The sequence below is a fragment of the Gilliamella sp. N-G2 genome (assembly GCF_002142215.1).
Taxonomy (GTDB): domain Bacteria; phylum Pseudomonadota; class Gammaproteobacteria; order Enterobacterales; family Orbaceae; genus Gilliamella.
On the sequence record NZ_NAST01000007.1, the window covers coordinates 70053 to 91408 of the forward strand.

General features: G+C 36.2%; 18 protein-coding genes. All 18 read left to right on the forward strand.

Going from position 1 to position 21356, the window contains the following annotated elements:
• The 18 genes from rplA to yceD all read left to right on the forward strand — a co-directional run bounded on the left by rplA (window position 1) and on the right by yceD (window position 21355).
• Entirely contained in the window at window positions 1–702 is a 702-nt protein-coding gene (rplA, locus tag B6C99_RS05030) for a 50S ribosomal protein L1 (protein WP_086358835.1), read from the forward strand.
• 222 nt (window positions 703–924) lie between these two features.
• Window positions 925–1422, forward strand: coding sequence for a 50S ribosomal protein L10 (rplJ, locus tag B6C99_RS05035; RefSeq protein ID WP_086358836.1), 498 nt, complete (start codon window positions 925–927; stop codon window positions 1420–1422).
• Between the two features lie 58 nt (window positions 1423–1480).
• Window positions 1481–1849, forward strand: a complete 369-nt coding sequence (rplL, locus tag B6C99_RS05040; protein ID WP_034901671.1) for a 50S ribosomal protein L7/L12 — start codon at window positions 1481–1483, stop codon at window positions 1847–1849.
• Window positions 1850–2092: 243 nt separating this feature from the next.
• On the forward strand, window positions 2093–6121 hold the full coding sequence (gene rpoB / locus B6C99_RS05045; protein ID WP_086358837.1) for a DNA-directed RNA polymerase subunit beta: 4029 nt from the start codon (window positions 2093–2095) through the stop codon (window positions 6119–6121).
• 90 nt (window positions 6122–6211) lie between these two features.
• A complete protein-coding gene (gene rpoC, locus B6C99_RS05050; protein WP_086358838.1) occupies window positions 6212–10432 on the forward strand; it encodes a DNA-directed RNA polymerase subunit beta' in 4221 nt (1406 codons plus the stop codon).
• A gap of 84 nt (window positions 10433–10516) precedes the next feature.
• Window positions 10517–10828: an antibiotic biosynthesis monooxygenase gene (locus tag B6C99_RS05055; RefSeq protein ID WP_065614605.1), complete on the forward strand. Its 312-nt coding sequence runs from the start codon at window positions 10517–10519 to the stop codon at window positions 10826–10828.
• Window positions 10829–11190: 362 nt separating this feature from the next.
• The gene (locus tag B6C99_RS05060) at window positions 11191–11790 is read left to right on the forward strand and encodes a LemA family protein (RefSeq protein ID WP_086358839.1); all 600 of its coding nucleotides are present in this window, start codon (window positions 11191–11193) and stop codon (window positions 11788–11790) included.
• 5 nt (window positions 11791–11795) lie between these two features.
• Window positions 11796–12713: a YgcG family protein gene (locus B6C99_RS05065; RefSeq protein ID WP_086358840.1), complete on the forward strand. Its 918-nt coding sequence runs from the start codon at window positions 11796–11798 to the stop codon at window positions 12711–12713.
• Between the two features lie 351 nt (window positions 12714–13064).
• Complete coding sequence (locus B6C99_RS05070) at window positions 13065–13400, forward strand: PRD domain-containing protein (RefSeq protein WP_216819381.1); 336 nt, start codon at window positions 13065–13067, stop codon at window positions 13398–13400.
• A 45-nt stretch (window positions 13401–13445) separates the two neighbouring features.
• On the forward strand, window positions 13446–13814 hold the full coding sequence (locus B6C99_RS05075) for an SFCGS family glycine-rich protein (protein WP_086358841.1): 369 nt from the start codon (window positions 13446–13448) through the stop codon (window positions 13812–13814).
• A gap of 13 nt (window positions 13815–13827) precedes the next feature.
• The gene (locus B6C99_RS05080; protein WP_086358842.1) at window positions 13828–14124 is read left to right on the forward strand and encodes a DUF4312 family protein; all 297 of its coding nucleotides are present in this window, start codon (window positions 13828–13830) and stop codon (window positions 14122–14124) included.
• Window positions 14125–14139: 15 nt separating this feature from the next.
• Entirely contained in the window at window positions 14140–14892 is a 753-nt protein-coding gene (locus B6C99_RS05085; protein WP_086358843.1) for a DUF4311 domain-containing protein, read from the forward strand.
• An 18-nt stretch (window positions 14893–14910) separates the two neighbouring features.
• On the forward strand, window positions 14911–15564 hold the full coding sequence (locus tag B6C99_RS05090; protein ID WP_086358844.1) for a DUF4310 family protein: 654 nt from the start codon (window positions 14911–14913) through the stop codon (window positions 15562–15564).
• Window positions 15565–15613: 49 nt separating this feature from the next.
• Window positions 15614–16768: an amidohydrolase/deacetylase family metallohydrolase gene (locus tag B6C99_RS05095; protein WP_086358845.1), complete on the forward strand. Its 1155-nt coding sequence runs from the start codon at window positions 15614–15616 to the stop codon at window positions 16766–16768.
• Entirely contained in the window at window positions 16746–17885 is a 1140-nt protein-coding gene (locus B6C99_RS05100; protein WP_086358846.1) for a DgaE family pyridoxal phosphate-dependent ammonia lyase, read from the forward strand. Before B6C99_RS05095 ends, B6C99_RS05100 begins: the two co-directional genes overlap by 23 nt.
• A complete protein-coding gene (locus tag B6C99_RS05105; RefSeq protein WP_086358847.1) occupies window positions 17885–18625 on the forward strand; it encodes a KDGP aldolase family protein in 741 nt (246 codons plus the stop codon). The genes B6C99_RS05100 and B6C99_RS05105 overlap by 1 nt, the downstream gene beginning before the upstream one ends.
• A 3-nt stretch (window positions 18626–18628) precedes the next feature.
• Window positions 18629–20548, forward strand: coding sequence for a transcription antiterminator (locus B6C99_RS05110; RefSeq protein WP_086358848.1), 1920 nt, complete (start codon window positions 18629–18631; stop codon window positions 20546–20548).
• A 297-nt stretch (window positions 20549–20845) separates the two neighbouring features.
• Window positions 20846–21355: a 23S rRNA accumulation protein YceD gene (gene yceD, locus B6C99_RS05115; protein WP_086320900.1), complete on the forward strand. Its 510-nt coding sequence runs from the start codon at window positions 20846–20848 to the stop codon at window positions 21353–21355.
• Window position 21356: the final 1 nt, after the last annotated feature.

A 21356-nucleotide genomic window follows, 5' to 3' on the forward strand; every position in this document is an offset into this window, starting at 1 on the left:
ATGGCTAAATTATCTAAGAAAGCTAAACTTATCCGCGAAAAAGTAAATGCAACTAAACAATATGAAATTAATGAAGCTATCGCTTTGTTAAAAGAATTCGCAACAGCTAAATTTATTGAAAGCGTTGACGTTGCCGTTAATTTAGGTATTGATTCACGTAAATCAGATCAAAATGTACGTGGTGCTATCGTTCTTCCACACGGTACTGGACGTAGTGTACGAGTTGCTGTATTTACTCAAGGTGCAAACGCTGATGCCGCTAAAGAAGCAGGTGCTGAATTAGTAGGTATGGATGATCTAGCAGATCAAATCAAAAAAGGCGAAATGGACTTTGATGTTGTTATCGCATCTCCAGACGCAATGCGCGTGGTTGGTCAACTTGGTCAAATCTTAGGACCTCGTGGTTTAATGCCAAACCCTAAAGTTGGCACAGTAACTCCTAACGTTGCTGAAGCAGTAAAAAATGCTAAAGCAGGTCAAATTCGCTACCGTAACGATAAAAATGGTATTATCCATACCACTATCGGTAAAGCTGATTTTGATGCAGATAAACTTAAAGAAAATCTAGAAGCATTACTTGTTGCATTAAAACGTGCAAAACCAGCTTCTTCAAAAGGTGTATTTGTGAAGAAAGTTAGCCTTTCTACCACAATGGGTGCTGGTGTTGCTATTGATCAAGCTACATTAAATGCATCTGTTTAATTAATATTAAACAAAGAATCGGTTGGTGTCTGGCCTTAACCAGACCCCGTCCAAGACCGTAGGTGTAATTAATATTTAATTACTTAATCTTCCTACGTAGACGGTGACAGAACCTGATAAGATATAATAGAGGGATTCTGCTCATCGTGATTGTGCTAGCTACTTTTGTAGTTAGTTAAAGTAATTCTAGGCTTTGCCTAGTTTAATCCAGGAGCAATACCAATGGCACTAAATCTTCAAAATAAACAAGAAATTGTTGCTGAAGTTAATGAAATCGCCAAAGGTGCGCTATCTGCAGTTGTGGCCGACTCTCGTGGTGTAACTGTAGAAAATATGACCGCATTACGTAAATCTGCTCGTGAAGCTGGTGTTTATATGCGTGTTGTTCGTAACACCTTATTACGCCGCGTTGTTGAGGGAACTCAATACGAGTGTTTAAAAGATTCGTTTGTTGGTCCAACTCTAATTGCATTTTCAAATGAGCACCCAGGTGCTGCAGCGCGTATTTTTAAAGCGTTTGCAAAAGAAAATAGTAATTTTGAGATTAAAGCCGCAGCCTTTGAAGGTGAGTTGATTACTGCAGCGAACATTGATCGCTTAGCAACATTACCTACTTATGAAGAAGCATTAGCTCGCTTGATGTCAACCATGAAAGAAGCCGCAGCTGGCAAATTGGTTCGTACTCTTGCAGCGGTTCGCGATCAAAAACAAGCTGCTTAATTGCAGTATGATTGTGAATTTTATTAATTAAAAAAATGTAAATTTGGGAAACTATATTATGTCTATCACTAAAGAACAAATTTTAGATGCAGTTGCTGAAATGTCTGTAATGGATGTTGTTGAACTTGTATCTATGATGGAAGAAAAATTTGGCGTTTCTGCAGCAGCAGCTGTAGCAGTTGCAGCTGCTGGTCCAGCTGAAGCAGCAGAAGAAAAATCTGAATTTGATGTAATCTTAAAAGATGTTGGCGCTAACAAAGTAGCTGTTATCAAAGCAGTTCGTGGTGCAACTGGTTTAGGCTTAAAAGAAGCTAAAGACCTTGTTGAATCAGCTCCAGCAACTGTTAAAGAAGGTGTTAGTAAAGCTGACGCAGATGAACTTAAAAAGGCACTTGAAGAATCTGGTGCAGTTGTCGAACTTAAGTAAGTTTATCGATAACAAGCTAACTGGCTGGGGGTTTTATACCTCCAGCCTTTTTGCGCTGTAATAAGTCAAAGAATTTTATTTGAAGATTATCAATAATAAGTAATAAAGAAATAATATATATATTAAGCCTAATCATTTGATATTTATAGATATTTTCGATGAGGTGTCAGGCGTTATTATTTCGTAGTACCCTGATGAATATTTAATCATGCTAAAATAGCAGATAAGCAAGTTGAGGAACTAATGGTTTACTCTTATACCGAGAAAAAACGAATTCGTAAGAATTTTGGTAAGCGTCCACAAGTCTTGGATATACCGTATCTTCTTTCTATTCAACTTGATTCGTTCCAGAAGTTTATTGAGCAAGACCCTGAAGGTCAATATGGTTTAGAAGCCGCTTTTCGTTCAATATTTCCGATAAAAAGTTATAGTGGTAGCGCTGAGTTACAATACGTGAGCTTTAAGATGGGCGAACCTGTATTTGATGTAAAAGAATGTCAAATTAGAGGGATCACTTACTCAGCACCATTGCGCGTTAAATTACGTTTAGTTATTTATGATAAAGATGCGCCAGAAGGAACAGTTAAAGATATTAAAGAGCAAGACGTCTATATGGGCGAAATTCCTTTAATGACGGACAATGGTACGTTTGTGATTAACGGTACAGAACGTGTTATCGTTTCACAATTACACCGTAGTCCAGGTGTGTTCTTTGATAGTGATAAAGGTAAAACACACTCTTCTGGTAAAGTTTTATATAATGCTCGGATTATTCCTTATCGTGGCTCTTGGCTTGATTTCGAATTTGATCCAAAAGATAATCTTTTTGCTCGTATTGACCGTCGTCGTAAACTTCCTGCAACAATCATTTTGCGTGCGTTAGGTTATGAAACAGAAGAAATTTTAGATATGTTCTTCGAAAAAACTATTTTCGAAGTGGGCAAATCAAAATTAAAAATGGATCTTGTGCCAGAGCGTTTACGCGGTGAAACAGCGTTATTTGATATTGAATCAAAAGGTAAAGTTTACGCAGAGAAAGGTCGTCGTATTACAGCTCGTCATATTCGTGAGCTTGAAAAAGATAAAGTAACTAAGATCGATGTTCCAGTTGAATATATTGTTAATAAAGTATTAGCGAAAAATTATGTAAATCAAGAAACAGGTGAAGTTGTTGCTTTTGCTAATACACCAATTTCACTAGAGCTATTGCTTGAATTAACTAATGCTGGCTATAAGAAAATTGAAACATTATTCACTAATGATTTAGATCATGGTCCATTTATTTCTGAAACCTTAAATGTTGACTCTACTCGCGATCGACTAGGTGCATTAGTTGAAATTTACCGAATGATGCGCCCAGGCGAGCCACCAACAAAAGAAGCTGCTGAAGCATTATTTGATAATCTATTCTTCTCTGACGAACGTTATGACTTATCAGCAGTCGGTCGTATGAAATTCAACCGTTCTTTAGGACGAGACGATATTGAGGGTGAAAGTGTCTTAACTAAAACTGATATCGTTGATGTAATGAAGAAATTGATCAGTATTCGTAATGGTCATGGTGAAGTCGATGATATCGATCACTTAGGTAATCGTCGTATCCGTAGTGTTGGTGAAATGGCAGAAAACCAATTCCGTATTGGTTTAGTGCGTGTAGAGCGTGCTGTAAAAGAACGTTTATCATTAGGTGACTTAGATTCACTAATGCCACAAGATATGATTAATGCCAAACCAATTTCAGCAGCTATCCGCGAATTCTTTGGTTCTAGCCAGTTATCTCAGTTTATGGATCAAAACAATCCATTATCTGAAATTACTCACAAACGTCGTATTTCTGCATTAGGTCCAGGTGGTTTAACCCGTGAACGAGCAGGCTTTGAAGTACGTGACGTACATCCTACCCATTATGGTCGTGTATGTCCGATTGAAACACCGGAAGGTCCAAACATCGGTTTGATTAACTCATTAGCGGTTTATTCTCGTACTAATGAGTATGGATTCCTTGAGACTCCATATCGCCGAGTAATTGATGGTGTGGTGACTGACGAAATTAACTATTTATCAGCAATCGACGAAAGTGAATTTGTTATTGCTCAGGCTAACTCAAATCTTGATGACGATGGTCGTTTTAAAGAAGATTTAGTGACTTGTCGTTTAAATGGTGAGTCTGGTTTATATAGCCCTGAACAAGTCCACTATATGGACGTATCAACACAACAAATCGTATCGGTTGGTGCTTCATTAATTCCATTCTTAGAACATGACGATGCGAACCGTGCATTGATGGGTGCAAACATGCAACGTCAAGCGGTACCAACGTTAAAAGCAGAAAAACCATTTGTTGGTACAGGTATGGAACGTGCAGTAGCGGTTGACTCAGGTGTAACTGCAGTTGCTCGTCGTGGTGGTACAGTACAATATGTTGATGCATCACGCATTGTAATTAATGTTAACGATGATGAAATGTACGCTGGTGAAACAGGGATTGATATTTATAATTTAACTAAATATACCCGTTCGAACCAAAATACCTGTATTAACCAAATTCCATGTGTGGAATTAGGTGAAAAAGTTGAGCGTGGTGATGTCCTTGCGGATGGTCCATCAACTGACTTAGGTGAGTTGGCTTTAGGTCAAAACATGCGTGTGGCATTCATGCCATGGAATGGTTATAACTTTGAAGATTCTATTTTAGTTTCTGAAAAAGTGGTACAAGATGACCGTTTCACTTCGATTCATATTCAAGAATTATCTTGTGTATCTCGTGATACTAAACTAGGTGCAGAAGAAATTACCGCAGATATTCCAAATGTTGGTGAAGCGGCGCTTTCTAAACTAGATGAATCAGGCATTGTTTATATTGGTGCTGAAGTTAAAGGTGGTGATATTCTGGTTGGTAAAGTAACACCAAAAGGTGAAACACAGTTAACACCAGAAGAAAAATTATTACGCGCTATTTTTGGTGAAAAAGCGTCAGATGTTAAAGATACTTCACTTCGTGTACCAAATGGTGTTTCAGGTACAGTTATTGATGTTCAAGTCTTTACTCGTGATGGTGTACAGAAAGATAAACGTGCACTTGAAATTGAAGAGATGCAACTTAAACAAGTTCGCAAAGATTTAACAGAAGAACTTAAGATCCTTGAAGCAGCATTATTTGCTCGTATTCGTGATGTATTAATTTCTGGTGGCATTAAAGCAGATAAATTAGATGCGTTACCACGTGAAAAATGGTTAACCATTGGTATTGCCGATGAAAGTAAGCAAGCTCAATTAGAACAACTAGCTGAACAACACGAAGAAATTAAAGCTGAGTTTAACAAAAAACTTGAAGCTAAACGAATGAAGATCACTCAAGGTGATGATTTACAACCAGGTGTACTCAAAATCGTTAAAGTTTACTTAGCTGTTAAACGTCAAATTCAGCCTGGTGATAAGATGGCTGGTCGTCATGGTAACAAAGGGGTTATCTCTAAAATCAACCCAATTGAAGATATGCCATATGATGATAAAGGTCGCCCAGTAGATATCGTATTGAATCCTCTAGGTGTTCCTTCTCGTATGAATATCGGTCAGATTTTAGAAACTCACTTGGGTATGGCGGCGAAAGGTATTGGTCAAAAGATCGATGCAATGCTAAAAGAACAGCAAGAGTTAGCTAAATTACGTGATTTTATCCAAAAAGCTTATGACCTTGGTTTAGGTGCTGCACAAAAAGTAAATGTTGCTGAATTTACCGATCAAGAAGTGATGACATTGGCGCAAAATTTACGTAATGGTATGCCACTTGCAACACCGGTATTTGATGGTGCAAAAGAGCAAGAAATTAAAGCATTACTTGAACTTGGTGATTTACCAACTTCAGGTCAAATTACCTTGTATGATGGACGTACCGGTGAACAATTTGAACGTCCAGTAACTGTAGGTTATATGTACATGTTGAAATTGAATCACTTAGTTGATGATAAGATGCATGCCCGTTCTACAGGTTCATATAGTCTGGTTACTCAACAACCATTGGGTGGTAAAGCTCAATTTGGTGGTCAACGTTTCGGTGAGATGGAAGTATGGGCACTTGAAGCATATGGTGCAGCTTATACCTTACAAGAAATGTTAACTGTTAAATCAGATGATGTGAACGGTCGTACTAAGATGTATAAAAATATTGTAGATGGTGATCATCGTATGGAACCTGCGATCCCTGAATCATTTAACGTATTGTTAAAAGAGATTCGTTCGTTAGGTATTAATATCGAGTTAGATGAAGAGTAATCTTAGCTAACTAAAATGATTTCTATTTATAGGGATAACTTATCAGTAATGATAAGTTATCTAATTGGTTTAACTCCATAGGAGTCAATTGTGAAAGACTTACTAAAGTTTCTAAAAGCACAAACAAAAACTGAAGATTTTGATGCTATCAAGATAGGCCTTGCCTCTCCTGATATGATTCGTTCATGGTCTTTTGGTGAAGTTAAAAAACCTGAAACAATTAACTATCGTACGTTTAAACCTGAACGTGATGGATTGTTTTGTGCGCGTATTTTCGGGCCAGTTAAAGATTATGAATGTTTGTGTGGAAAATATAAACGTTTAAAACACCGTGGTGTTATTTGTGAAAAATGTGGTGTAGAAGTCACACAAGCTAAAGTACGTCGTGAACGTATGGGCCACATTGAACTTGCATCACCAACTGCACATATTTGGTTTTTAAAATCATTACCATCTCGTATTGGTTTATTACTTGATATGCCACTTCGTGATATTGAACGTGTACTTTATTTTGAATCATTTATGGTTCTTGATGGAGGCATGACAAATTTAGATCGTGGACAAATCTTAACTGAAGAACAGTATTTAGATGCGTTAGAAGAGTTCGGTGATGAGTTTGATGCACGCATGGGTGCAGAAGCTATTCAAGAATTATTACGTAATATTGATGTTCAAGCTGAATGTGAAGCATTACGTGATGAACTATCAACCACTAATTCTGAAACAAAACGTAAAAAGTTAACCAAAAGAATTAAGATTATTGAAGCATTTATCCAATCAGAAAATAAACCTGAATGGATGATCTTAAATGTGTTACCTGTATTGCCACCAGATTTACGACCATTAGTACCACTTGATGGCGGTCGTTTTGCAACATCGGACTTAAATGATTTATATCGTCGTGTTATCAACCGTAATAATCGTTTAAAACGTTTATTAGATTTAGCTGCACCAGATATTATTGTACGTAACGAAAAGCGTATGCTACAAGAATCTGTAGACGCATTATTAGATAATGGTCGTCGTGGTCGTGCAATCACTGGTTCAAACAAACGACCATTAAAATCACTTGCCGATATGATTAAAGGTAAGCAAGGTCGTTTCCGTCAAAACCTATTAGGTAAACGTGTAGACTATTCAGGCCGTTCAGTAATTACTGTAGGTCCATACTTACGTTTACATCAATGTGGTTTACCGAAGAAAATGGCTCTTGAGCTATTTAAACCATTTATCTACGGTAAATTAGAGCGTCGTGGTTATGCAACAACCATTAAAGCTGCTAAGAAGATGGTTGAACGTGAAGATGCAATTGTTTGGGATATCTTAGATGAAGTTATTCGCGAACATCCGGTATTATTAAACCGTGCACCAACACTTCATAGACTTGGTATTCAGGCGTTTGAACCTATCCTAATTGAAGGTAAAGCGATCCAATTGCACCCATTAGTTTGTGCGGCATTCAATGCTGACTTCGATGGTGACCAAATGGCGGTTCACGTTCCATTAACGTTAGAAGCACAATTAGAAGCGCGTGCGTTAATGATGTCAACCAACAATATTCTTTCACCAGCAAGTGGTGAACCTATTATCGTTCCATCTCAGGACGTGGTATTAGGTCTTTACTATATGACTCGTGATAAAGTCAATGCTAAAGGTGAAGGCATGGTATTAACCGGCCCTAAAGAAGCAGAAAAACTGTATCGTTTAGGTCTAGTTGAATTACATGCTAAAGTTAAAGTACGTATAACTGAAAGTCATCGTAACAGTATTGGTGAATGGGAAGATACGACTTCTGTAATTGATACTACTGTTGGTCGTGCTATCTTATGGTTAATTATGCCTAAAGGTATGAGTTTCTCTGTTATTAATCAACCGCTTGGTAAAAAAGCGATTTCACGAATTTTAAATATTTGTTATCGCCAATTGGGCATGAAAGAAACTGTTATTTTAGCTGACCAAGTTATGTATACCGGCTTTGCTTATGCAGCTCGTTCTGGTGTATCGGTTGGTATTGATGATATGGAAATTCCTGCTAAGAAATTACAAATTATCAATGAAGCTGAAATCGAAGTTGCAGAAATTCAAGAACAGTTCCAATCAGGTTTAGTAACTGCAGGTGAACGTTATAACAAAGTTATCGATATTTGGGCAGCAGCTAATGAGCGTGTTGCTAAAGCGATGATGGATAACTTATCAACTGAAAAAGTGATTAACCGTGAAGGTGAAGAAGAAGTTCAATCTTCATTTAATAGCATCTACATGATGGCCGATTCTGGTGCTCGTGGTTCTGCAGCTCAGATTCGTCAGTTAGCGGGTATGCGTGGTTTGATGGCTAAACCAGATGGTTCAATCATCGAAACACCAATTACGGCAAACTTCCGTGAAGGATTAAACGTACTTCAATACTTTATCTCGACCCATGGTGCGCGTAAAGGTCTTGCTGATACCGCATTGAAAACAGCGAACTCAGGTTACTTAACTCGTCGTTTAGTTGATGTGGCTCAAGATTTAGTTGTTATTGAAGATGACTGTGGCACGTTAGAAGGTGTGGTAATGACACCTGTGATTGAAGGTGGTGATGTTAAAGAACCATTACGTGAACGTGTATTAGGTCGTGTAACAGCTGAAGACGTATTAAAACCAGGTAGTGCGGATATTTTAATCCCTCGCAATACATTACTTGATGAAAGTTATTGTGATCTACTTGAACAAGAATCTGTAGATAGCGTTAAAGTTCGTTCAGTAGTTTCGTGTGATACTGATTTTGGTGTTTGTGCGAAATGTTATGGACGTGACTTAGCTCGTGGTCACTTAGTGAACAAAGGTGAAGCAATCGGTGTTATCGCTGCTCAATCAATCGGTGAGCCAGGTACACAGTTAACCATGCGTACGTTCCATATCGGTGGTGCGGCATCTCGAGCAGCAGCAGAATCTAGTGTTCAAGTTAAAAACAAAGGTAGTATTAAACTGACTAATGCTAAATTTGTAACTAATCCAGATCAGAAACTAGTTATTACTTCACGTAATGCTGAATTAACTATTATTGATGAATTAGGTCGAATGAAAGAAACTTATAAAGTTCCTTATGGCTCGATTCTAACTAAAGGTAATGGTGCAACTGTTGATGCTGGTGAAACGGTAGCAAACTGGGATCCGCATACAATGCCAGTTATTTCGGAAGCGAAAGGTTTTGTTCGTTTTGTTGATATGATCGATGGCCAAACCATTACTCGTCAAACTGATGAGTTAACAGGTTTATCATCTATCGTGATCTTAGATGTAGCAGAACGTACTGGTGTTGGTAAAGATCTACGTCCAGCAATTAAAATTGTTGATGCTAAAGGTAATGATATCTTTGTGGCAGGTACAGAAATGCTTGCGCAGTACTTCTTACCTGGTAAAGCATTAGTACAATTAGAAGATGGTGCGGAAATTAATGTTGGTGATACACTTGCACGTATTCCACAAGCATCTGTAGGTACTAAAGATATCACCGGTGGTTTACCTCGAGTAGCTGATTTATTTGAAGCTCGTAAACCTAAAGAGCCGGCAATTCTTGCTGAAATTGATGGTATTATCTCATTCGGTAAAGAAACTAAAGGTAAACGTCGCTTAATTATTACTCCACTAGATGGTAGTGAACCATATGAAGAGATGATTCCAAAATGGCGTCAACTTAACGTGTTCGAAGGCGAACAAGTTGGCCGTGGCGATGTGATTTCTGATGGACCTGAATCAGCACATGATATTTTACGTCTACGTGGTGTTAATGCAGTAACTCGTTACATTGTGAATGAAGTTCAAGAAGTTTATCGTTTACAAGGTGTAAAAATTAATGATAAACATATTGAAGTTATTGTTCGTCAAATGTTACGTAAAGCAACTGTTATTCATCCTGGTGGTTCTCGTTTACTTGATGGTGAACAACTTGAAGTTTCACGCTTGAAGATTATTAATCGTGAGCTTGAAGCACAAGGTAAAGAACCAATTGTTTACTTGCATGATTTGCTTGGTATTACTAAAGCATCACTTACTACTGAGTCATTTATTTCTGCGGCATCGTTCCAAGAAACGACTCGCGTATTAACTGAAGCAGCAGTTGCAGGTAAAAATGATGAACTTCGTGGTCTGAAAGAAAACGTTATTGTTGGTCGCTTAATTCCTGCAGGTACTGGTTATGCATATCATAAAGAGCGTTTGCGTAAACGCGCAATGCCATCTGATGATGCAATTCAACCAACAACTGTTTCAGCTGAGGAAGCTACAGCTAACTTAGCGGAATTATTGAATTCAGCAGAAGAAAATCAATAGATTTTAGATAAATCGACTAAAGTAGCACGTGTTATCACGTGCTATTTTTTTTGTCGAGTGTATGGGGTATGAAAGGAGTATTAGATGTATATTGTAATGAATCGTTTTAAAATTAAGTTAGGTAGTGAAGACACTTTTATTGAAATATGGCGTAATCGTGATAGTCATTTAAAAGAGATGAAAGGTTTTAATCGTTTTTATTTCCTTAAAGGAAAAACTTATGAAGATTACACATTGTTTTCATCATATGCCGAATGGGAATCAAAACAAGATTTTGAAAATTGGGTTAATTCTGCTCATTTCAAACATACTCACCGTAATACAGATAGCCGTCCAAATAACGCAGATATCTATTTTGAACCGGCTCAACTTGAATGTTTTGAAGTCATTATCTAAGTAATTTTTAAACTAAAAAATCAAATTTAAAAATAAGCATTGTGAGCAATACCAATAAAAAATTACCGATGATAATTCTTCGCAAATTGCTTAAAAAAAGATATAATCAAATAAAATTACATGGGCATAACATCTATTAAAGAACTTGAGCAGTCCATGTAAATTAAATCTACTATCTAAAAGTCTCTTCTTTGTATTTTATAGTTCATAATTATTTTTATAAAAAGTTTTAAAAATATATTCCTCAATTAAGCATTTTCAGTTTGTTTAGTAACAAAATTTTTAGGCTACTGGTTAGTATTTTCTAATTATCATTGCTTTTTTAAGTTATTTGAAAGTTTAACTATTTACAGGGGCTTGCCATGAAATCGAAATTACTATTGCTTATTCTTATTTTAATCATTGTTGGTGGATTTTTCTTTTTTAAAGACTATAACAGTATTCAAACTCAAGACGAAAAAGTTGCTGCATCTTGGTCGGAAGTGATTAATCAGTATAAACGTCGAGCAGATTTAGTTCCGAATCTTGTCAATACAGTAAAAGGATATGCAACTCATGAAAAAGATGTTTTTACACAGGTAACAGATGCGAGAGCGAAAGTGGGTTCGATCCAAATTAATGCAGATCAACTTAGCGATCCCGCTTTATTCTCAAAATTCCAACAAGCCCAATCAGAGTTAAGTTCCGCATTAAGTCGCTTAATTGCTGTTAGTGAAAATTACCCTGAACTTAAAGCAAACACTCTTTATCAAGATTTAATGAGCCAATTGGAAGGTACTGAAAACCGGATAACGGTTGCTAGAGGTCGATATATAGAAACAGTACAATCATTTAATACTTATATCCGTCAATTACCAACCAAGTGGATTGCAAATGTTATAGGGGTACAACCAAAACAACAGTTTACTGTTGAAAATGAACAACAAATTTCTAATCCACCAGCAGTCAATTTTGGACAATAAGTATAATGAAAAAATATTATCTGCTCTTTTGTTTACTGTTTCTTAGTGCTGTAAGTTATGCATTAACTGAAATTCCAACATTTGATCATCGTGTTATTGATACGTCAGATACATTAGAGCCATCACAAATAGATGATTTGGAATCAAGCTTGATTTCTTTTGAGAAAACGCGAACTGATGGTGCACAGATCGCGGTATTAATGATCCCCAAACTCGATAATGAAACGGTTGAACAGTATGCCGATAGGGTGTTTATTCAATGGAAAATAGGTAAAAAAGAGCAAGATAATGGTATTTTATTATTAATTGTTAAAGATGATAAGTTGATGCGAATTGAAGTTGGTTATGGTTTTGAAGGAATCATTACGGACTTAATTGCTAGTCATATCATTCGTGAACAATTAGCGCCACAATTTAGACAAAATAACTATTATCAAGGTATACATGATGCACTTTCAGTTTTAATTAATAAGTTAAATGATCCTCAACAGGTACCAGCGACTAATAATGATCCAGATCTCAAAACGGTACTTGCTGGTGATTTTGGTGCCAATTTATTTAATTATGGATTAGCATCCTTTTTTATTTGTTTCACTATTGCTAGCTTATTTTCGATTACTTCCACTAAACGTAGTGCTAGCCGAAGTTTAGGTACTGGTTTACTAAATGCTATATCAGTTGGTGGTTTTACTTTGTTCAATGGTTATTCATTACATATTGTCTTACCTCTAATATTTTTAGCATTTGTTGCCAGTGCGATTTTAAGTGGAATTTTAACCATGAGTGGTGGTAGCGGACGTGGTGGTCGAGGAGGCGGTTTCGGTGGGGGTAATGGTGGTGGTTTTGGCGGAGGTTCATTCGGCGGATTTGGTGGTGGTGGCGGTGGCCGTAGTGGTGGCGGTGGTGCCTCTGGCAGCTGGTAACCTTTCTTAAAAAGCACCAAAAAGAAATTGGCAATTTACTTTTTTGATAATACTACTACCTAGGTTTATAGCCTCAATAACAAAAATAACTATCTTTGTTTGAAAAATTTTGAGGAAAGGGGTTTTTTATATCAAAAAAATTTATTAATGATACTTTTAAGCAATAGTTTGTTTAAATTTAAAATCAATTTAGTTAATCTTCAATCATATCCTACATAATAATCCTTGTTTACAACAGCTTTTAGCATGCCTGACAATAAATTTCCTTTTGCAATAGGAAAAAGTCTCTCTCCACATTGATAATTATTTCCTTTAGGCTAAGTCATCTTAAAAAGAAACAAGAGAATTAGAATGACTATGCCACAAATACAATTCTGTATGATCGAAGATGATTTAGATCCCGAAGTTGTGACTGCGCAAACGATAGAAATCATTAATCGTTGGTTAACTGATCATCAAATAACCCAAAATGACGTGCAAAAAGCGATGTTGTTATCACATGTTAAAGCAATGGTTGAAAGAGCGAAAACGCGAGAAAAACTACCTGAGGTTGATCCTTCTTTATTTGATGAACTCTCAGAGCAATCCTTAATGCTTGCACGTAAAACCGTACAATTATTCAATAGCCTACCAATGGAAGAGGCTTATTTGCTGGCTGTTCATTATGAAGTAGCTATAGCAAATTAAACGAATTAATAAATTTAAAAAACAATAATTGATAGGAGCATAATTATGGCAGAAGTAATCATTGTCATCGGCGATAGAATGGGCAAAGGACAAAAAATTGCAGAGGGAATTAATTCTATAGAAGGGTGTCGTGCAATTGTTATTCCAGGTATGGCAGCTGATATGAAATTGGGTGACGTAATGAATAGTGAGAATGCAGATCTAGGGCTTTCGTTTTGTGGCAGTGGCGGTGCAGGTGCCATAACGGCACAAAATAAATATGGCTATTCTCAACGACACAGTATGCGTTCAATTGAAGAAGGAGAAACAGCCATTAATGACGGTTGTAAAGTACTAGGATTTGGTTTTATGGATACAGTTGAACTTGGTCAACGTATAGCCCAAGCATTTTTGAAAAAATATCCTCGTTCTTAAATAGGTTAAAAATATGAAAAAAACTGAGCAGATACAAGTAAGAGTAACTGGGCAAGGAGATTCAAAACAGCGTGCGTTCGCTATAGCGCTAAATCAAGTGCAAAAGCAAGTACTTAAAAATACTAATAATGTCATGCTACGAATTGAACCGCTTGATATTAGTGTTGTTTCTGCTATTGAAAAGATAACTACAGAACGCTTTTTATTTATCTTTTTACCTAGAAAAAAGACATTTTATGACATCACGCTTGATGTCTCAATAAATGTTACGTTTATCGATCTGAACGATATTAAATTTATCTCTAAATAACGTAAAAGGAAAGTCATGGAAATTCTAATTATAGCATTGAAGTCCATTGTAATTGGTGGACTGTGTGGATTTGGAGTAGGCGCTGGTGCAGCTCGAATGTTTCATGCTCCAACTTATCAAGGTATGGGGGCCTTTCGAACACTAGGTGAACTTAATTCTTGTGAGGGTGATCCTGCTGCGCATTTTTCATTTGGCTTAGGATTCTTTTTTAATGCTTGGGCTTCATCAGTTGCTGCCGGTTCATTTACCCAAGATGTTGATCATCGCATCATTCCAAACTGGGGTGCTGCACTATTGATGATAAAAAACCGAAATTTAGCACAAACGTTACATGATCCTAAGAAAATGGCCTTTGCTTGTGCATTTGTAGGTGTGATTGTTGTGTTATTTTTAAATACAACTACATCAGTTATTCCTGATTCTTTAAAAATTACCGCGACTAAAGTTTTAGTTCCTGCTGCGAATTTACTGGTAGCAACTGTAATGCCGGTTATTTTCTGGTTGGCAGCTTTAGATGCCGGTAGAAGAAGTGGTTTTTGGGGTACGTTGTTTGGTGGGCTAGCGCAATTAATTATGGGTAATGCAGTACCTGGTTTAGTGTTAGGTATTTTGATTGGTAAAGGAGTGGATGACAGTGGTTGGAATCGAGTGATGAAAATCATGTTGGCTGCGGTAATTATTTTATTTGTCATGAGCGGATATTTCCGTGGGTTTGATATGAAAATGATTAATTCATTCCGAGATGGTTTGTCTTATTGGTTTAAATAATATAGGGAACAATAGATTATGAATACTCAAACAACCATTAATAAAAGTTTTTGGTATGCCGATTGGTCATTCCCTATTCTTTGTGGATTACTCTCTGCTGGTATTTTCGCTGGAACGCATACTTTTTATGTATATGGGATTGGTGCTTTTAACGAAATAGCCTTTGTTGCAATGCTTAAATCAGGTATGACGACAGGCGATTATGGTGCAGTAGCCGCTTTTGGTGCTAGCTTTTTATTTGCACGTGTCATTGAGGGATCTCTGGTTGGGATACTTGATATTGGTGGTGCGTTACAAACAGGTATTGGTTTAGGTGTGCCAGCGTTGCTATTAGCTGGTGGCTATACATTGCCAATTGAAAACTTTTTGGTAGCGTTATTAACCGGCTTATTACTCGGTATGGTAATTGGTTTACTTATCATCCTTATTCGTAAATTTACGGTTAACAGTGGTGGTGGTTCAACCTTTGGCGCAGATGTCATGATGGGCGCGGGAAATGCATCAGGTCGATTTCTTGGTCCAATGATTATTTTATCAGCTATGGTTGCATCTATTCCTATTGGTATCGGGTCATTGCTTGGTGCACTATTATTTTATGTATGGAAAAAGCCTATTACTGGCGGTGCAATATTAGGTGCCATGATTTTTGGCGGTATCTTCCCAATTATATAATATTATGTTCCCTCTATCATGATTATGATCGAGGGGATTGGATTAAATTATGTATGATTTAATTATAAAAAATGCCAAACTCATTGATAATTCAATAACTGATATTGCCATTCAACAAGGCAAAATTGTTGAAATTGGCAAAAATATAATCGCAACATCAAATCAAGTGTTGGATTTACAAAATCAACACTATATAAGTGCCGGCTGGATAGATTCCCATACTCATTGCTTTGCTCACTCACCAATTTATTACGATGAACCCGATCTCATTGGTGTTAAAACTGGTGTGACGGCAGTGGTTGATGCTGGTAGTGTTGGCGCACTTGATGCGGACGAATTTTATGATTTAGCGATGCAGGCTAAAACTCATGTTTATTCTTTTTTAAATATCTCAAAAATTGGTTTAATAAGGCAGAGTGAGCTTGCTGATATGCAAGATATCGATGTATCGTTATTTGACCAAACTTTAGTTAAATATCCTAATTTTATTATTGGAATAAAAGTTAGGATGAGCCGTAGCGTTGTTGGCGAAAATGGTATTTTGCCGTTAATCAAAGCGAAAGAGATGCAGAAAAAGACGGGTTTGCCACTAATGATTCATGTAGGAAATAATCCGCCTGAACTTGATGAAATAGCAGATTTATTAACTAAAGGCGATATTATTACTCATTGTTTTAATGGTAAGCCAAACCAAATATTTGATAAGCAAAATAATCTGCGTGATTCAATTAAACGTGCCATTGAACGTGGGGTAATTTTAGATATTGGTCATGGTGGTGAAAGTTTCAGTTTTGCGGTAGCTGAACGAGCTAAATGTTTAGATGTTTATCCAAACACTATCAGCTCTGATATATATTCTAAAAATCGATTGCAAGGTCCTGTATTTAACTTAGCAAATGTGATGAATAAATTTATCTGTCTAGGTTATAGCAAAACTAGAATTATTGATAGTGTCACTAGAAATGCGGCACAAATTTTGCATTTAAACAATAAAGGGGAAATAACCATTGGCTATGATGCCGATTTGACTATTTTTGATATAAAACAGCAAACCGTCTCTTTAACTGATTCAGAAGGTGAAAAGAGGGAATGCCATGAACAGTTTGTTCCTTTAGCCGCTATCGTAACAAATACAACCAAAAAAGTTACACACATTGAAATAACACAAGAAGGTAGTAAAAATGAGCTCAGAATCTCAAACTGAAAAAGAAATATACAGTAAATACCACTTAAAAAAAGTGATTAATGCTTCGGGGCGAATGACTATTTTAGGTGTTTCAACTCCCAGAGCAGAAGTGGTTGATACTGTATCTCATGGATTAAATGAATATTTTGAAATAAAAGATTTAGTTGATAAAACTGGTCAATACATTGCTAAATTACTCAATGTCGAAAACGCTGTAGTCGTATCATGTGCTTCTGCTGGCATTGCGCAAGCTGTCGCAGGTTTAATCGTTAAAGATGATCGTGATTTATTATTTAATTTACATAGTTCTGATAAATGGGTAGCAAGGGAAATTATTGTGCCAAAAGGACATAACGTAAATTTTGGCGCTCCTATTGGTACGATGGTCGCTTTAGGTGGTGGAATTGTAGTTGAAGCGGGTTATGCAAATGAGTGTAAACCAGAGCATATTGAATCATTAATTAATTCTAATACCGCGGCTATTTTATATGTTAAATCACATCATTGTGTGCAAAAAAGTATGTTATCAGTTGCGCAAGCCGTAACAGTTGCTAAAAAATATAATATTCCATTAATTGTTGATGCCGCAGCGGAAGAGGATTTACAAACTTATTATCAACAAGGCGCTGATTTAGTTATTTATAGTGGTGCAAAAGCAATTGAAGGGCCTACTAGTGGCTTAGTTATTGGCCGTCATCAAGCCATTGAATGGCTTAAACTTCAGTCTCAAGGTATTGGCCGGCCAATGAAGGTTGGTAAAGAAGGGATTTTAGGCCTAACTAAGGCAATTGAGTTATATATTAACGATCCTAAACAAGAAACTGGACAAGAAATGGTTGCCAAAATGACACCATTTATCGAAAAATTAAATTCTATTAATGGTATATCGGCAAAAGTTGTCTGGGATGGTGCTGGCCGAGATATTGCTCGTGCAGAAATATCATTTGATGCAAAGGTTATTGGTAAAACAGCTGTTGAAATGATAGATCTGATGAAGCAAGGTGAGATTGCAGTCTATTTTCGGGAATATAAAGCCAATGAAGGCAAAGTAGATGCAGATGTTCGCAGTGTAACGGCGGAACAGCTTGATATTGTCTATAACAAAATTATAAAAATTATCCAAGGAGTAAAATAATGCAATTGACACCAAATTATTTTAACGATCGTGTTTGTTTAAACGTATTAGCCAATTCAATTGATAACGCTAGTTCTATTTATGAAGCGGCACAAACTTATGTTGTTGTTGGGGTGTTATCTAAAAATTATCCAGATAATCAGCAAGCAATAGCAGATATGAAAAAATATGCGTTAGCCATTGATAATGCTATTTCAGTTGGTCTTGGTGCGGGTGATCCTAATCAATCTACTATGGTGTCAGAAATATCTGCAGTTCTACAGCCTCAACATGTTAATCAAGTTTTTACTGGGGTGGCAACAAGTCGTGCTTTATTAGGACAAAAAGAAACGGTAATCAATGGTCTTGTATCACCAACCGGTAAAGTAGGCTTAGTTAATATTGCCACAGGACCAATAAGCTCAAAATCACCCGCTGCAATCGTGCCGGTTGAAACCGCAATTGCTTTATTAAAAGATATGGGGGGAAGCTCAATTAAATATTTCCCTATGGGAGGGTTAAAACATATTGATGAATATGAGTATGTGGCTAAATGTTGTGCTGAACATGATTTCTATCTAGAACCTACTGGTGGTATAGATTTAGATAATTATGAGACCATTTTAAAAATTGCTTTAAATGCCGGTGTGAAAAAAGTTATTCCACATATTTATACCTCAATTATTGATAAAGCAACTGGGGCGACAAGAACTGAAGATGTTAAACAACTATTAGCGATTACGCAAAAGTTAGCAGGATGAGTAATGGCATCTAATTTGCTATTCCCGTATCAACGATTAGCGTATATTTTTGATACGATAAAAAACGAATTGCTACCTCAAAAAGAGTTAGCAAATCGTTTTTCAGTATCAATAAGAACTATTCGTTCTGATATTGTTGCTCTTAACGATGTATTACACACCTATGGCGCTCAAGTTGATTATGTTAAAAACGTTGGTTATCACCTTGTCATATCCGATCCTAATTTGTATGCAACCATACCGATTGTTCAGCAAATAGAAAGGGTTCCTCGGACTAATAAAGAACGAGTTTCCGCCTTATTGATTGCGTTTTTAACACAATCAAAATCGGTAAAATTGGATGATATTGCTGGTGAGTGGTTTTTGAGTCGTAATACATTACAAAATGATGTTATCGAAGTTAAACAATATTTAGATAAATATCATTTATCTCTCGATAATCGTCCTTATTCGGGTATGCGATTAGTTGGTGAGGAGTCGGCTATTCGAGCGTGTTTAACTGATATATTATGGCAAAACCATATCACAGGGGACACTATCAATGTTAATCGATTAATTCAGGCAATATTATCTGATATTGATTTAGATTATCTGGAAAATGTACTACAAAATCAGTTTGAACGTTTTGAATTAAAATTAACTTCGGAAGGGCAAGGATATTTGCTCTATTGTTGTGCCGTTTCAATCACCAGAATTACGCAAGGGCATGAATTAGTAGAATATCAAGTCGATAATATTGATTCGACAGTTATTGGTGCGGCACGTGAAGTTTCTGAAGGCTTCTCCTATTTTTTAGGTAGTACCCTTTCTGATGCTGAATTCAACTATTTATGTGTGCAAATCATGTCGCGTACTATTATGCAATCACCTAATCAAGCCAAAAGTTTAGAGTTATTTGAACATATCTTATCTTATATCAATGATTCTTATCACTATAATTTGAAACAAGATATGAAGCTACGTCAAGATATGTTAATTCATATTTCATCGTTGCTATCTCGCATAAAATATCAAATTCATACATCTAATCCGTTATTACATGAAATTAAACAATATTATCCTTTTGCTTATGATATTACTTTATCGGCATTAGCGAATATTCCTAAGTTTACTGATGTGAAAATGACTGAAGACGAAATCAGCTATTTAGCAATTCATATAGGGGTAGCATTAGAACGCAATTATAGTGCAGGATATGAAAGATTAGTGCAAATTTTATTAGTCAGTGAATTGGGTAACGCTACTTTGCGTATGATTGAATCAAAAATTAAACGCGATTTTCCTCATATTTTAATTAATCGAACGATTTCGTATAGAGAATATGAACAGTTAACGCATATTGAAGAAGATTTTGTGGTATCGACGGTTCGCTTAAACGAAAAAGATAAGCAAATAGTGAAAATAGCGCCATTTCCAACGCCTTATCAACTAGAACAATTAGGGCGTTTATCAATGGTTGATCGCACTATGCCATATATTATTGAGCGTTTTTTTAATGAAAAATTTTTCCTAATTATTGACAAACCGATGACACAAAGCGAACTATTCCAGATAGTTTGTCAACGACTGGAAAAATTTGGATATGTGGGACAGGACTTTTATCCATCGGTAGTAGAACGAGAAAGTATTGTATCGACTTTAATCGGTGAAAATATTGCTATTCCTCATTCAGTTGGGTTGTTGGCTAAAAAGACAGTGGTTACCACTATTTTGGCTCCTCAAGGTATTGAATGGAATAAAAATGAAATTGCGCATGTTATTTTCTTATTAGCAATTAGCAAAGATGAATACGAAGATGCGATGCGAATTTATAACTTAGTCGTCAATTTTGTTAAAGAGAGATCAACTAAGAGGTTGTTAAATAGTCGTAATTTTGATGATTTTCAAGCTATTGTAAAAGATAGTTTTGGGCGTTTATCGTAATAAACTTGAGTTAATTTGCAATTAAGAAAGGGATTCAACTAAGCGAGTAACACAAGTTATTTAGCGATTAAATAAATAACAATTTTGAGCGCTAAAAAAAACTGTTCCTCAAAATTTTCTGTTAAGAAATAAGTAAAATAATAATTATAAATATTTAAGAAATAATCAACAATTAAAACAAATTATCATGTGCTTGCCCATTGACGAAATGGTGATTTAAAGGTATTATGCGCGCCTTATGGCTTTGTGTGGTTTTTAGCTGCACTTAATAATTTTTAAGGTAGGCATGCATATCTTATGCAAAATAAATTACCATTAACAATTGACCCAATCAAAGCAGCACAAAAAAGACTTGATTATGTTGGATATTATCCAGCAAAAAGTGCAACAAGGATTGAAAGTCCAAAAAGTGATATCGAATGTCATTTGTCTTTTGATTTTGATGAGCAAAGACTTTGCGTTATCACCATTGATGCAAAAATGACGCTAGAACAAATTTGTCAGCGTTGTTTTAAACCTTTTATCACTGAAGTTCATGTGATGAATAAATTTAGTCCTGTTAAGAGCGATGCTCAAGCAGAGACATTACCGGAACATTATGAACCCGTTTTAGTTAACGAGTTTGGTGAAGTAGATATATTAGCGTTAATTGAGGACGAAATTATTCTCTCATTACCAATTGCGCCGGTGCATGATAGTAAACACTGCGAAGTGTCAGAGGCAGATATGGTGTTTGGTGAAATTCCTGCTGAGAATGAAAAACCAAATCCATTTGCAATTTTAGTTAGTTTAAAGAATAAGGGGTAAA